This window comes from Acinetobacter tandoii, assembly GCF_008867985.1.
GTDB lineage: Bacteria > Pseudomonadota > Gammaproteobacteria > Pseudomonadales > Moraxellaceae > Acinetobacter > Acinetobacter tandoii.
Genome location: NZ_VXLD01000020.1, coordinates 19436 through 32677 on the forward strand (window position 1 = coordinate 19436; position 13242 = coordinate 32677).

13 protein-coding genes are annotated in these 13242 nt (G+C 38.6%); 1 reads left to right on the forward strand and 12 read right to left on the reverse strand.

Going from position 1 to position 13242, the window contains the following annotated elements:
• Positions 1-35 precede the first annotated feature (35 nt).
• Positions 36-869 carry a putative pilus system C39 family peptidase FilB gene (filB, locus tag F4W09_RS16345; protein ID WP_044740841.1) on the reverse strand — a complete coding sequence of 278 codons (834 nt, stop codon included), beginning with the start codon at positions 867-869 and terminating at the stop codon, positions 36-38.
• A gap of 201 nt (positions 870-1070) precedes the next feature.
• On the reverse strand, positions 1071-2054 hold the full coding sequence (filA, locus tag F4W09_RS16350) for a putative pilus system protein FilA (protein ID WP_016167317.1): 984 nt from the start codon (positions 2052-2054) through the stop codon (positions 1071-1073).
• 257 nt (positions 2055-2311) lie between these two features.
• On the opposite strand from filA, the gene pabB reads away from it, so the two are divergent.
• A complete protein-coding gene (gene pabB / locus F4W09_RS16355; protein ID WP_151505410.1) occupies positions 2312-3649 on the forward strand; it encodes an aminodeoxychorismate synthase component I in 1338 nt (445 codons plus the stop codon).
• Here the strand turns inward: pabB and hisC are convergent.
• The 10 genes from hisC to F4W09_RS16400 form a co-directional block, all read right to left on the reverse strand.
• A complete protein-coding gene (gene hisC, locus F4W09_RS16360) occupies positions 3646-4734 on the reverse strand; it encodes a histidinol-phosphate transaminase (RefSeq protein WP_016167319.1) in 1089 nt (362 codons plus the stop codon). The two genes, pabB and hisC, sit on opposite strands and share 4 nt — an antisense overlap.
• 240 nt (positions 4735-4974) lie before the next feature.
• A complete protein-coding gene (gene hisD, locus F4W09_RS16365) occupies positions 4975-6279 on the reverse strand; it encodes a histidinol dehydrogenase (protein ID WP_171285001.1) in 1305 nt (434 codons plus the stop codon).
• A gap of 118 nt (positions 6280-6397) precedes the next feature.
• Complete coding sequence (locus tag F4W09_RS16370; RefSeq protein WP_151505411.1) at positions 6398-7060, reverse strand: DUF4272 domain-containing protein; 663 nt, start codon at positions 7058-7060, stop codon at positions 6398-6400.
• A gap of 145 nt (positions 7061-7205) precedes the next feature.
• Entirely contained in the window at positions 7206-7907 is a 702-nt protein-coding gene (hisG, locus tag F4W09_RS16375) for an ATP phosphoribosyltransferase (RefSeq protein ID WP_016167322.1), read from the reverse strand.
• Positions 7904-9163, reverse strand: a complete 1260-nt coding sequence (gene murA, locus F4W09_RS16380; protein ID WP_104441480.1) for a UDP-N-acetylglucosamine 1-carboxyvinyltransferase — start codon at positions 9161-9163, stop codon at positions 7904-7906. The genes hisG and murA overlap by 4 nt, the downstream gene beginning before the upstream one ends.
• A 6-nt stretch (positions 9164-9169) precedes the next feature.
• Positions 9170-9421: a BolA family iron metabolism protein IbaG gene (ibaG, locus tag F4W09_RS16385; protein ID WP_044740848.1), complete on the reverse strand. Its 252-nt coding sequence runs from the start codon at positions 9419-9421 to the stop codon at positions 9170-9172.
• A gap of 138 nt (positions 9422-9559) precedes the next feature.
• Positions 9560-9892, reverse strand: a complete 333-nt coding sequence (hpf, locus tag F4W09_RS16390; RefSeq protein ID WP_044740849.1) for a ribosome hibernation-promoting factor, HPF/YfiA family — start codon at positions 9890-9892, stop codon at positions 9560-9562.
• 169 nt (positions 9893-10061) lie between these two features.
• Positions 10062-11513 (reverse strand): RNA polymerase factor sigma-54, encoded by a 1452-nt coding sequence (locus F4W09_RS16395; protein ID WP_151505412.1) that lies wholly within the window; start codon positions 11511-11513, stop codon positions 10062-10064.
• 720 nt (positions 11514-12233) lie between these two features.
• Positions 12234-12401 carry a hypothetical protein gene (locus F4W09_RS17190; RefSeq protein WP_171492455.1) on the reverse strand — a complete coding sequence of 56 codons (168 nt, stop codon included), beginning with the start codon at positions 12399-12401 and terminating at the stop codon, positions 12234-12236.
• A 43-nt stretch (positions 12402-12444) separates the two neighbouring features.
• Entirely contained in the window at positions 12445-13122 is a 678-nt protein-coding gene (locus F4W09_RS16400) for a transposase (RefSeq protein WP_151505414.1), read from the reverse strand.
• Positions 13123-13242: the final 120 nt, after the last annotated feature.

Below are 13242 nucleotides of genomic sequence, written 5' to 3' on the forward strand. Positions count from 1 at the left end.
CCACTCTATTCTTTTTTTATTTGCTTTAAACCGCTCTATTTGCTTTTGTAATATAGGCGTAAATGTTGATCGACATATTGGCCGTTCATCTCTGATTCTGGGTTATTATTGACAATTCTTGAGATCGTTGCCCCACGATCCGCCAGTTTTTCCATATAAAACTGAGGATATTGAATATCAACCAGTGCATAACGGTTTACTGTTGCATCCTCAACATGGCGCATATCACTATCCTGTAATGCCAATAAATTTTTACGTTGTTCTGGTGGAACACTAATTAGAAATAAAGTGTTATTTTCCCAAACTTGTTTAAAGCGTTCCTCATCAAAACTAATGTTTCCCAATGCAGGATCTGCCACATAAACGCGGCCATCTTTATAGGCTTTAAACACCACAAAATGTTTAAACCCCGCATAAGAAATTGGAACAATGGCTGGCTGTCCTTGCGCAACTAAATCTGAGAATTCACCTTTATACCCCCCGCTTTCTAAACCAAGTGCAGCAACAAAACGCTTCATATCCAGTAGTGAAAAGCTGCGACGCTCAATAATCCGCTCAGACTCACCGAACTTAAGTAAGCCAGTCATGGTCTGTTGTTCCGTCAACTGTGTGCCAACATAACCATTGAGCAGCGTCGTTAAGGCAGCAGATCCACAGCTATAGTCATAGGCTTGACGTACAATGCCACGAAATTGATCGATTAATGCAGGTTGAATTTGAACGGTTTCACGGTGCATGCGGGTAAAGGAATCTTGCCGTGAATCCAATGTTTCAGTGTAATAAACTGCCTCAGGAGGTTTTTCTTTTATTTCAAAGGCTTGTGTGGCAAAATAATACATCAATGCCGAGCCCAATGCGATCTCTAACATATTCCCTAACTTTCTGGTGTTCGGCATGACGTGCCTGAAATTTATTATTTTTCTAGAGTAAAAACTCTATACTTCCTTGTATTTTGACAACATACCTGTTTTTTCAAAAAAGAAACAGCTTTTTCTTACATTTTTAGATGAACTGAATGGTTTTTTGTAAAAAAAAAGCGCGTGAATTCACGCGCTTTTTCTACGAAAGGATTAGTGACCAGAAATCGTAATCACTGCACCTGGTGTGTAAACACCTAAAGATGGGCTGAAATAGGTTTGTAAACCTTGTACTTCCACATCACCAATTGATGCGGCAGCTTGACTACCCAAATGTACACCTTTCACATAGTTATCTACTGCACCGCTAGAGCTGATAATACGTAAATAACCTTTGTTTGCACCTTCTGTACCAATCACACTGATTGATTGATTCAAGGTTAAATCTTTCGCATTAGCATCCGCAACTTTAATGCTGTCAACGAAGATTTGACCTGCTGCACGGTTACCAGCAGTACCATCACCCGTACCTTGTTTTGTTGAATTATCCAAAATACCGAGGTTAGTAATTTCTAAACCACCAATCATACTCGCATTCAACTTAACCATCGCCCCTTGTGGTGCTGCACCCAATTGAATATTGGCAGACATAGGACCTGTTTTTAAAGATAAACCAGATAAAATTGCATTGTAGTTAGCATCATCTCCACCACGACGAATGTTGGTTGAAGCTGCTGTTGGAAGCGCACCTGAACCTGTTACGCCAATTTCCCCAATTTTAATATCTAAGCCAGAAACTTGTGCACCAATGTTCAGGAATGCACCACCTGTTCCTGAAGTACCTGCATCAGTGTCAATCGTTAAATCTGCAAGGTTACGTGAAGCAAGTAAGTATGCACCCGCATTATCATAGTTAGCACCAATCACAATACCTTTGGTTGCCGTAGCACCTGTACCATTACCCTTAATTACAATGGCACCAGCAGTTGAAGTACCACCCAATCCCGCTGTTGCAAGACCGTCATTGTCATGAATGAATAATTTTTCAATTTCGACTTTAGAAATGCCAATACCGATATTTAAACCATCTTGACCCGTTGCCGCGCTTAATGAAGCATCATCCATTGCTTGCATAGCCATCGCATTCGCGCTAATAGCCATTGAAGAAACTAAAACAAGTTTAGTCAATTTTTTCATGTTCCACTCTCCCAAGAGTATTCTTTTTCTTTAATGTCAACCACTCGATGTATCTGTTGTTTTATTTGTTTTTCGACAACAGTACATAGTTCCTTGAGTGATCCGTTGGCACCCATAACGTTATAGGTCTGTTATTTTTTGTTCAACTGCTGTTGGTCGCAATCTGAATCTTGCCGACAAACGGTATTTACTATGTTGTTTCTTTCACATTCGAGTAAAATATAAAATATTGTTTTAATGCCAGCTTTATTAAGCATATGACCACCCCCTCTATTTTCAAAAATATTATTTTCAATCAACCTGTTAACGTTCAAGAAATTCTTCTACGTCTAGATGATCTTCCGCATTTAATTTATTTAAAAAATAATCAAAGCCCGGTCATTGCTTTTCTCCCAAATCAATTTGAATGTGTAAAAAATGGCATCTGTCAAACTTACCAAAGAAAACAGATTGACCAATATGAACAGATTGAATCAAATTTAAGCTTCAATCAGTCCGAAGATATTCAGGTAAATTCTGATGGATTTCAGGGTGGCCTCATGGGCTTTATCAGTTATGATTTTGCCAGTGCACAACACGTGAATATTCACTCAAGAAATCAACCTAGTTTATGGCTTGGGGTATTTCAAACTTATTTAAAATTTCAGGATGATGCTTGGTATTTTTATAGTCATGAGCCAGAAGCTGAACAACTTTTCGAATTCATTCAAAATAAATTAGAATCGACATCGTCAAGTCCCCAATTACAGCTTACTCAAAGCTGTCATGCACGTTGGAATAAACAACAATATCAAGCAGCTTTTACACAAGTTCAAGAATATATTAAGGCTGGTGATTGTTATCAAATTAACCTGACCCAAGAATTTAAAGGACAAGCTGAAGGGCGTTTACTCTCTGTGGCACAAGAGTTCTGGCAGTTAACGGATGCACCTTATTCAGGTTATTTAAAAACTGAAGACTTCGAATTACTGAGCTGCTCTCCTGAGCTTTTTATCGAATTTTTAGCAGAAAAAAAACTGGTAACTAAACCGATTAAGGGCACTATGCCACGTTATGCAGATGCAGAGCGCGATGCGCAATCTAAACACCAATTGCAACACTCTCCTAAAGATCAGGCTGAAAATGTCATGATCGTAGATTTGTTACGTAATGATTTAAGTGTTTATGCAGAAACGGGTACAGTTAAAACACCTAAATTATTTGAAATTGAATCATTTAATCAGGTTCATCATATGGTCAGTGAGGTTACAGCAACCCTGAAGCCAAACGTAAAAGCTTTAGATGTGTTATTGGCAGCGCTACCTGGTGGCTCCATTACAGGTGCACCTAAAATTCGTGCCATGCAAATTATTGAGGAATTAGAAGGCGCGCCACGTGGGGCTTATTGTGGATCTTTGGGTTATTTTAATTTTAATGGCACAGGTTCATGGAATATTTTGATTCGTTCTATTCAGAAATATCAACAAGATATTTCTTTGTGGGCAGGCGGTGGCATCACGATTGCCTCTGACTGCGATGCTGAATATCAAGAATGTTTTGATAAAGTTTCTGCCATGCTGGATTTGCTCAACACATGGCAGAAGCCGCAATCTTAAGCCAGAATATCTTGCTTTAAGGTTTCAACCAAACGCTGATTTTGCTCATCGGTACCAATGGTAATACGCAAGAATTGATTAATGCGTGGCTTATTGAAATAACGCACGATAATGCCACACGCACGTAATTCAGCAGCTAACTCACCTGCATCTTTATTCGGTAAAGATGCAAAAATGAAATTGGCTTTAGATGGCAATACCACGAAACCAATCTCTTGTAGTTCATTAACCAATTTTTCACGACTACGAATGACTTTTTCACATTGCTGTTCAAAATAGGTCTGATCTTCAAAAGAGGCCACGGCTGCGGCAATCGCAAAGCGATCCATTGGATAAGAGTTGAAACTATTTTTCACTGCTTCCAATGCAGCAATTAAATGCGGTTGTGCAATGGCAAAACCAACACGTAAACCTGCCAGTGAACGAGACTTAGATGTGGTTTGGCAAACCACCAAATTCTCATATTTTTCCACTAATTTAACAGCAGATTCAGCACCAAAATCGACATAAGCTTCATCAATTACCACCACTGAATCAGGGTTGGCTTGCAAGACTTCTTCAATGGCTTGCAAACCTAAGGCAATACTGGTTGGTGCATTAGGATTAGTGATAATAATGCCGCCATTGGCTTGCTTATAATCATCTACCACAATCTCAAAAGCATCATTCAAGGGTAAAACTTTGGTTTTGACACCAAAAAATTGACTATAAACAGGGTAAAAACTGTAGGTAATATCAGGATAAAGGATGGGTTTATCTTGGACAAAAAAAGCCTTAAAGATATGTGCCAAAACTTCGTCTGAACCATTTCCGACAAAAACATTTTCCAATGCAACATTTTGTTGTTTAGCAATCGCCTGCTTTAAAGCGGAAGCATCAGGATCTGGATATAAACGTAAGGCATCCGCAGAATCTACTAGTACCGCTTGAACAGCTTCTACGACTTTCGGGGATGGTGGGTATGGATTTTCATTGGTATTTAATTTTAATAAATTTTGAATTTTGGGTTGCTCGCCTGGTACATACGGTTCTAATTCACGTACTTCAGGGCTCCAAAAACGCATTTGTTCAGTAGTGATTGACATCTTCATTTCTCTTATCTTTTTGTGTCCAAGACTACTCATCTAAGCTGAGGCAAAAGTTTTTAATGTTGCTTGATGGATTGAATCCTGCATACATCTCTAACATTGCTGTTCTAACTCTACCTAAACCTTATTTAGACTGTAAATCAGACTTTGGACAAATCATATTAAACTCAAGCTCTAGAGTTCTGTCTGCTCAAGATGCTCCCTTCTCCATATGAGATGTAGAAGGGAATATCAAACCTAATCTTGATAACGGTAGCGTGCTGAGCGAGCATGAGCATCTAAACTCTCTTGCTGAGCCAAGATATCAGCGGTTTTTGCCAGCGGTTTTACCCCTGCTTTAGAGCACAAAATCAAACTTGAACGTTTTTGAAAATCATATACACCGAGTGGCGATGAAAAACGCGCTGTACCTGAAGTTGGCAAAACGTGGTTTGGCCCAGCACAATAGTCACCAATCGCTTCTGGAGTGTACCGTCCCATAAAGATTGCACCTGCATGGCGAATATCTTCTGCCATTTCTTGTGCTTCATCTAGACACAGTTCTAGATGCTCTGGTGCTACTTGGTTAATAAGATCAATCGCTTCTTGACGGTCTTTAACCAAGACCAAAGCCCCACGATTTGCAATTGAAGTACGTGCAATTTCAGCTTTCGGCAATACGGCTAAATGCTCTTCTACGGCTTGAGCAACCTCATTCAGTAGTTGCTCATCAGGCGTAATGAAAATGGCTTGAGCGACGGTATCATGCTCGGCTTGGGACAATACATCCATTGCCAACCATTTCGCATCATTTTCACCCTCAGCATACACCAAAATTTCTGAAGGACCTGCAATCATGTCAATGCCAACTTGGCCAAACACTGCACGTTTCGCAGCAGCGACAAAACGGTTACCGGGTCCAGTAATTTTATCTACACATGGAACTGTTTCTGTACCATAAGCCAAGGCAGCAACTGCTTGCGCCCCCCCAATAGTAAATACACGTGTCACACCAGCCAAATAAGCCGCGGCTAATACCAATGGATTCAACTCACCATTTGGTGCTGGAACCACCATAATAATTTCAGGTACACCTGCCACATGAGCTGGTACAGCATTCATCAATACAGAAGATGGATATGAAGCCAACCCCCCAGGCACATAAATACCCACCCGATCTAAAGGGGTTACTTTTTGACCTAAGGTATTACCCAAAGCATCAACATAAGTCCAGCCTTCTTGTTTTTGCGCTTGGTGAAATTCGCGAATGCGTTCTGCGGCAAACTCAAGTGCTTCACGCACTTCCGAGTTTAAACCCTCAAATGCAGCTTTTAGTTCTGCTTGGGTTAATTCTAGATCTGAAAATTGATGCGCTGGATGTCGATCGAATTGTTGGGTAAGTTTTAGAACATGAGCATCACCGTGCTGACGAACATCAGCGATGATTTGATCTACGGTTTTTAAAAGTTCAGGATCACTTACAGTTTCAAAAGCTAACAAGTCAGCAAAAGCTTGCTTGAAGTTTTGATCTTGAGTCGATAAACGTCGCATCAATTTACCCACAAGGTTTGAATTGGAAAGCGTTAGTTTACCTTGTTTCCATGAAGTTGTGGGCAAGATAACATCAGCATTTCAACTTAGTCCCATCGGAAATCACTTTCATCAATATAAAAAGGTTGAATTAAGTGTTCACATCGGGATGATCCCAATCACCATCGCGCTGTATTAACCAATTTAAAGCACCGTGCCGCTCTAATACAACCGACGCATTTAAACCCGCTGGTGCTTGCTGATGTTTAAGTCTAGCATCGACACATGCCCAGTCATAACGATAGATCAAATCCGCTTCATCTAATAATTCTTCAATATCTCTCAGTTTTACTTGTGCCATAAATGCATCAAAAGAGTCACATGAAGAAACGGCCTGAATCGCAAAATCACAATCTGCAATGTTTGCAGGATAATTTAGCTCTTCGACCACACCGAGTGCCCAAAGTAACGTCCAATAGGCTTCATATTTCCAAATCATATTAATTACATCTTGTGTCGTGCCCTCACGATGAATAATTGCCAGCTCTTTTGGCGTCAATTCAGACCAAACATCAAATTTCTGTATGAGTTCTATGATAAAGGCTTGAGTTTCATCATCAAACTGATCATGGTTAAGATCACAAGCAGCCTGAATTACCAATAGACACGCAATTGCTCGTTTTGCAATTTGTTCTGCTGACCTTGGTTCAATCTCATCCGCAGCTTCAATATAAGGTAGCCAGTCAATATAAGGCACAGATTGTGATTGTAATTTTAAAATAGATGCTTGCTTTCTTTGTTCTGGAGTTTTCATATGGCTCTTCATTATTAAAAAAGTGCTAGCACATTAAACCATTCATATATCGTTAAGTCAGTCATTTATTAACATCATGATTTTATTCTGTTTACTGAAAAATTAAAAAACCGCCCCAAAGGGCGGTTTTAGAATATCATTTTAATTACGCTTGTTTTGCCTTTTGACGTTCTTCAACTGCTATTTCTAACTGTGCAAGAATCGGATTTAACAAGGCTTGTTTACGCTTAAAACTGGCTTTATTCACAATCAAACGCGAAGACACTTTACAAATTTCTTCCAATGGCTCTAAGCCGTTGGCACGCAAGGTATTTCCGGTATCAACCACATCGACAATGTAATCACCCAAACCAACTAAAGGTGCTAGCTCCATAGATCCATAAAGCTTAATCACATCGACTTGCTCACCTAAGCTAGCATAGTATTGACGCGTTAAATTGACATACTTAGTTGCAATTTTCAGACGACCTTTCGGACGCTCCATGCCGACCTTACCAGCCGTCATCAATTTACAGTTGGCAATTTTAAGATCTAATGGTTCATAGACATTTTGCGCGCCATGTTCCATAAGCACATCTTTTCCCGCAACACCAATATCTGCCGCACCATTTTCTACATAGGTCGGCACATCTGAAGCACGTAAAATTAAAATACGGACTTGCTTATGTGTGGTCGGAAAAATCAATTTACGGGATTTGTCTGGATCTTCGAGTAAATTGATACCCGCTGTTTCAAGTAAGGGTAAAGTTTCCTTGAGAATACGCCCCTTACTTAATGCCAATGTTAAACCATGATCAAAATTGCCCATTACATTGAAATTAGGATCATCGTTTCTCATGTCACTCATGCACTTACTCGCTTAATTTGAGCACCTAAACCTTGTAATTTTGCTTCAACATCTTCGTAACCGCGATCAATATGATAAATACGGTCAATCAATGTTTCACCTTCAGCAGCCAATGCAGCCAAAACCAAAGAGAATGATGCACGTAAATCTGTTGCCATCACGGGTGCCGCAGAAAGCTTCTCAACACCTGTTACGATTGCATCATTTCCTTCAACTTCAATATTTGCCCCCATACGAGACAACTCAGGCACATGCATAAAACGGTTTTCGAAAATCGTTTCTGAAATAGTCGCAAAACCACGACCAATCACGTTTACGGCCATGAGCTGTGCTTGCATGTCTGTCGGAAACTCTGGATGCGGCAATGTACGGAAACTCACTGCTTTAGGACGTTTGCCCATCATATCCAGTTCAATCCAATCTTCACCACGGGTGACTTCCGCACCCATTTCTTCAAACTTTTCTAACACTGACTCCATTAAACTTGGATCAGTATGCGTGGTCTTCACACGACCACCCGTAATCGCAGCAGCAGCTAAATATGAACCTGTCTCAATACGATCGGCTACAACGGCATATTCACAACCATGTAAGCTTTCTACACCAGTTACAATTAATGTATCCGTATCTAAACCTTCAATTTTCGCCCCCATCTTGATCAACATTTTCGCAAGATCGGTAATTTCAGGTTCACGTGCAGCATTACGTATGGTGGTGACACCATCCGCCAAAACTGCCGCCATTAAGATATTTTCAGTACCACCTACGGTCACCATATCAAAGACAACTTCACCACCTTTTAAGCGACCATCGACTTTGGCAAGCACATAGCCATTTTCAACTTCAATTTCAGCGCCTAAAGCTTCAAGTGCTTTTAAGTGCTGATCTACTGGGCGTGAACCAATTGCACAACCACCTGGTAAAGAAACTTTCGCACTACCATAACGTGCAACTAAAGGGCCAAGCACCAAGATTGAAGCACGCATGGTCTTAACCAATTCATAAGGTGCAAACTGGTTATCTAAAGTAGACGTATCCGCAGTAACCGTATCACCTTCATAAGTCATGGTGATGCCTAAACCTGCAATCAACTTCACTAAGGTATTTACATCTTTTAAATGCGGCACATTGGTCAATTTGATCGGCGAATCTGCCAAAATCATCGCTGCAAGCAATGGCAAGGCAGCATTTTTTGCACCCGAAATTCGAACTTCACCTTCGAGCTTAACACCACCTTGAATCAAAAATTTATCCATTAATTTTTAAGCTCCAAAAAGGCTAGCTTTGCGCCATTCTTCTTTTGTCATTGCGCGAATGGTCACAGCATGGACTTCACCACTTGCAATGTAAGAGTTCAACGGAGCGTAAACAGTCTGTTGACGCGCAACAGGACGTTTTCCTTCAAACTGATCATCAACAATTCGAAGATCAAACTTGCCCGCTTGCCCACTAACTGCCACTTCAGCTTCAGGAAAAGCAGTTTTCAAAATTTCAGTGAGCTGATCACTATTCATGACAAAGACCTCTATACAGGACCAATGGTGTAAAACCCGCCATTTTACTATAAATCAAGTAAAATAAAGCATTCATTGCACAATTTTTATAGATAAAAAAAGGAGGTTTATCAAAACCTCCTCAGATCGGAATCCAGATTAAGCTAAAACTGGTGCATGATCTATTTGTAATTCACGATGTTTATGTAATTGTCGTTTTAATTTTTCCGTCAATTTTTTAATTGAAGTGTACATATCATCTGCCGTGGCCTGTGCAAACAACTCTATACCCGGTAAGCGAATGATGGCTTCCGCAATATGATTCGAGCTACCTTTTTTAGAATGTTTGTCGATTTGATGATCTTTGGACAGCTTCACCTGCATACTATTGACTTGATCTAAATGTTTCGTCATTTGGGCAAATTTTTCACGAATATTTTCTTCGATTGCAGGGGTGATAGTTAAATGATGACCACGAATTGTTATTTGCATAATTCTATCCCTCACCTTCTTTTAGGATTAGCAAAGATACAGCCGAAATGTTTCACAGCCAGAAAAGAATCTGCACAATCTGATCAAGCCATTTCAACAGTCCTTTAAAATAAAAAAGAGATTCATTATTTCGTCATAATGAATCTCTAGAATAGCCATACTTTAAATTTTAGATCAAGACTTTTCGCTCGGAAGAAGATGGAATATGTAACGATTCACGATACTTTGCAACCGTACGCCGTGCCACATCAATTCCCTCTTCCTTCAACATATTCGCAATCGCGTTATCGGACAATGGCTTACGTGCATTCTCTTCGGCAATCATTTTCTTAATTTTCGCACGAATGGCTGTAGAAGAGGCTTCCCCACCCGATGTTGTACCCACGTGACTTGAAAAAAAATACTTCAATTCAAATAACCCACGCGGAGTCAACATATACTTATTGGTTGTCACGCGCGAGACTGTTGACTCATGCAACTCAACTTCTTCTGCAATATCACGCAACACCAAAGGTTTCATCCCTTCAGCACCGATTTCTAAAAAGGCTTTTTGATGCTCAACAATGCAAGAAGCCACTTTCAACAAGGTTTTATGGCGTTCGTCTACACTTTTAATGAAGTTTTTAGCTTCCAACATTTGATTACGCAAATATTGATTTTCATCACTTTGATCAGCTCGGCGAATCATATTGGCATAAAATAAATTAACTCTTAATTTAGGCATCACATCAGGATTTAACTGAATTTGCCAATGATCATTGCGCTTCATGACCACCACATCAGGAATTTGGTAATCAGAATCTTTATCCTCAAACTCAAGTCCTGGATGTGCTTTTAATGTTTTTAATAAATTTACCGCAGCTTTGAGTTGGTCAGTATTTAACCCCGTTTGTTTAAGCAACTTAGCCAGTTCATTCGAAATCAGCAATTCATAATGTTTAAGTAAAATTATCGCTTCATGACGATAAGCCGTTTGTACAGGTAAACTTTCTAGTTGAACCATTAAACATTCAGCCAGATTTCTAGCGCCAATCCCAATTGGATCAAGACGTTGGATATGCTTTAAAACCACTATAACTTCATCATCTTCGATAACTTCATCATAATCCATAGATGCCAAAAGATGTTGGACTGATGCCGTAATCTCTGAAATCTCTACATCCAAAAACCCCTTATCATCTAATGAGTCGATAATGCAGTAGGCAATTAAACGATCAATCTGAGAAAAATGAAGTAAATTAATTTGCTCAAGCATATGCTCTTTTAAGCCTATATGACCTTGACGATTATCCTCTCGCTCTTCAAATTCAGGACTGCCCAAACTAGTTGATTGGTGGGTATAAACATCATCCCAATCCGTATCGACGGGCAGATCATCTGGTAGATGATCTGCATTTAATTCATTGGTTAAATCGCTATTATCATGTTCTTTTTCTAAGCTTGATAAACTTTCAACACTATTTTGCTCTTCTACTTTTTCTAATAATGGGTTACTGTCGAGTTGAACTTGAATTTCTTGTTCCAACTCTAAACTAGACAATTGAAGCAAACGAATGGCCTGTTGCAACTGAGGAGTTAACGACAATGAGTTCGCAACTTTAAGTCCAACCGATAACTTCATATCACCCTACTCATTATTAATCAATAAATACAAGCAATTTTTATGCCTATTAGTATTTTTATAGCATAGTTTTAGTAAAAGTCATACAAAGTTTTATTAATAATTGAATAAATTGGTCGATCCTTTCACAATCAGCATGATCTTAGAGCACCTAAAAATGACAAAGAAATAATATTTGTAAGGTTAAACTGATTGTCACTTTGTTGATTTTAAGTAGATAAATCAAGTTCAATTTCTAGAATAAGTAAAGTTTGAGCTATTTTTTTAGATATTTAACCCAAATATGTTCATGATCAGTTATTTGTACAAACTCATGATGCTTAAACAGGGAAATTAAAGGCTCATTTAAAAGTGGATAAATTGCACGTGGATTATGCAAGAAAATTAGGTCTTTCTGATTTTCTTGTAAAAAGGCTATGGCACTAATGTATTTACCATAATGTGTAAACAAACCTAACTCGCAGTATATTTCGGTTAAATGTTCTTGTTCATTTTCTTTATAATGACCTTTACCAATAATCAGGCTTTTTAGGGACAAAAGAATATTAAAGTCCTTAAAGAAAAAATCCCTACAATCAGCAATTACAATAATATAAGGTTGGTTTTCTACTCTATAACCCCTAAATTGTTTTTGGCTTTCTTAATTTGATTTTCTAAACCCTTTGAATGTATATCAAGAGTTAATACTTTACCTTGATCAATTTGTTTTCGTAATTCCTTCTAATCATCATTTTCAAATAGTTCTTTAATTTCCCAATAGGTTTTCATGCTATTGAGAATAATTTCATAATCAGGAGTTTTAGTTTCATCCTCCAAAATACGGTTAAACTTAATTTGCTTTCGCTCCAAAATTTCTTCAAATAACTTTTCCGACTTGGTTCGCTTCACATGCACCCCACTTTACTTACTTAGAATTTAACCCGAATCCTGTTTAAGCCGATGTTTCCATAAGACAAATCATTGGCTTATTTTGATGACAAAGTTGATAAGCGCACAGAGAAGCATAAATGCCTGTCAAATAACCTGTAATACTCCGTGCTTTGCTCGTGACTAAGTTGTATGTCCCTTTTAGCAAGCTGAATAATGTTTCTATTTTATTACGTTGTTTTAAGTGGTAGTTATCCGCTTTTGATAATTTAATCACTTGCATGTTTTTACGATGATAGGTCATCAAATCAATATCTTGATCTTTAAGCCATCTCTTAAGCTCATGACTAATATAGCTGCGATCAGCATACAATTTTGCAGTCATTCCTTTGACTAGTTGCTCCACCATTAAATAATTGCTTTGCTGATCTTTCATCAAAGCAAAATGTAGGGCATGTAAAGCCAGTTGATGTGTATTCATCAGATGAATCATGCGTTGATAACATGGTAGATGTTTAAATAGATGGCTATTGTTATATTTTAACGCTGTGAAGAATGCTTTGAAATTATTGAAATGAGAGCACTTATACCAAATTGCAATAAAGGTAATTTCAGAAATACTGAGCTGAGCAGGGCGAACTCTTGAGCATCGAAGATTCTGCTTTAAGAAATTCCAATAGATTGATTCAAATTTTAGAAAGAAATCATCAATTATGCAGAATAATTCGGTACTATTGAACATCAGGACTAGAGCTTTAAGTTTGGTGTGGTAACTCAACTGATGGCTCTAGTCCTTCTCTTTTTCAAGTCAATTTCTTATCCGCGATTCAGGTTAGAATTTATTATTTTAATTAATTATTTA

Coding starts and splice junctions, on each gene's coding strand:
- hisC (WP_016167319.1), bottom strand. CDS start 4,734: ATGTCAATCACTACTGAACAAATGCGTTTTTGGAGCCCTGAAGTACGT.
- pabB (WP_151505410.1), top strand. CDS start 2,312: ATGACCACCCCCTCTATTTTCAAAAATATTATTTTCAATCAACCTGTT.
- hpf (WP_044740849.1), bottom strand. CDS start 9,892: ATGCAAATAACAATTCGTGGTCATCATTTAACTATCACCCCTGCAATC.
- F4W09_RS16400 (WP_151505414.1), bottom strand. CDS start 13,122: ATGTTCAATAGTACCGAATTATTCTGCATAATTGATGATTTCTTTCTA.
- murA (WP_104441480.1), bottom strand. CDS start 9,163: ATGGATAAATTTTTGATTCAAGGTGGTGTTAAGCTCGAAGGTGAAGTT.
- filA (WP_016167317.1), bottom strand. CDS start 2,054: ATGAAAAAATTGACTAAACTTGTTTTAGTTTCTTCAATGGCTATTAGC.
- F4W09_RS16370 (WP_151505411.1), bottom strand. CDS start 7,060: ATGAAAACTCCAGAACAAAGAAAGCAAGCATCTATTTTAAAATTACAA.
- F4W09_RS16395 (WP_151505412.1), bottom strand. CDS start 11,513: ATGAAGTTATCGGTTGGACTTAAAGTTGCGAACTCATTGTCGTTAACT.
- filB (WP_044740841.1), bottom strand. CDS start 869: ATGTTAGAGATCGCATTGGGCTCGGCATTGATGTATTATTTTGCCACA.
- hisG (WP_016167322.1), bottom strand. CDS start 7,907: ATGAGTGACATGAGAAACGATGATCCTAATTTCAATGTAATGGGCAAT.
- ibaG (WP_044740848.1), bottom strand. CDS start 9,421: ATGAATAGTGATCAGCTCACTGAAATTTTGAAAACTGCTTTTCCTGAA.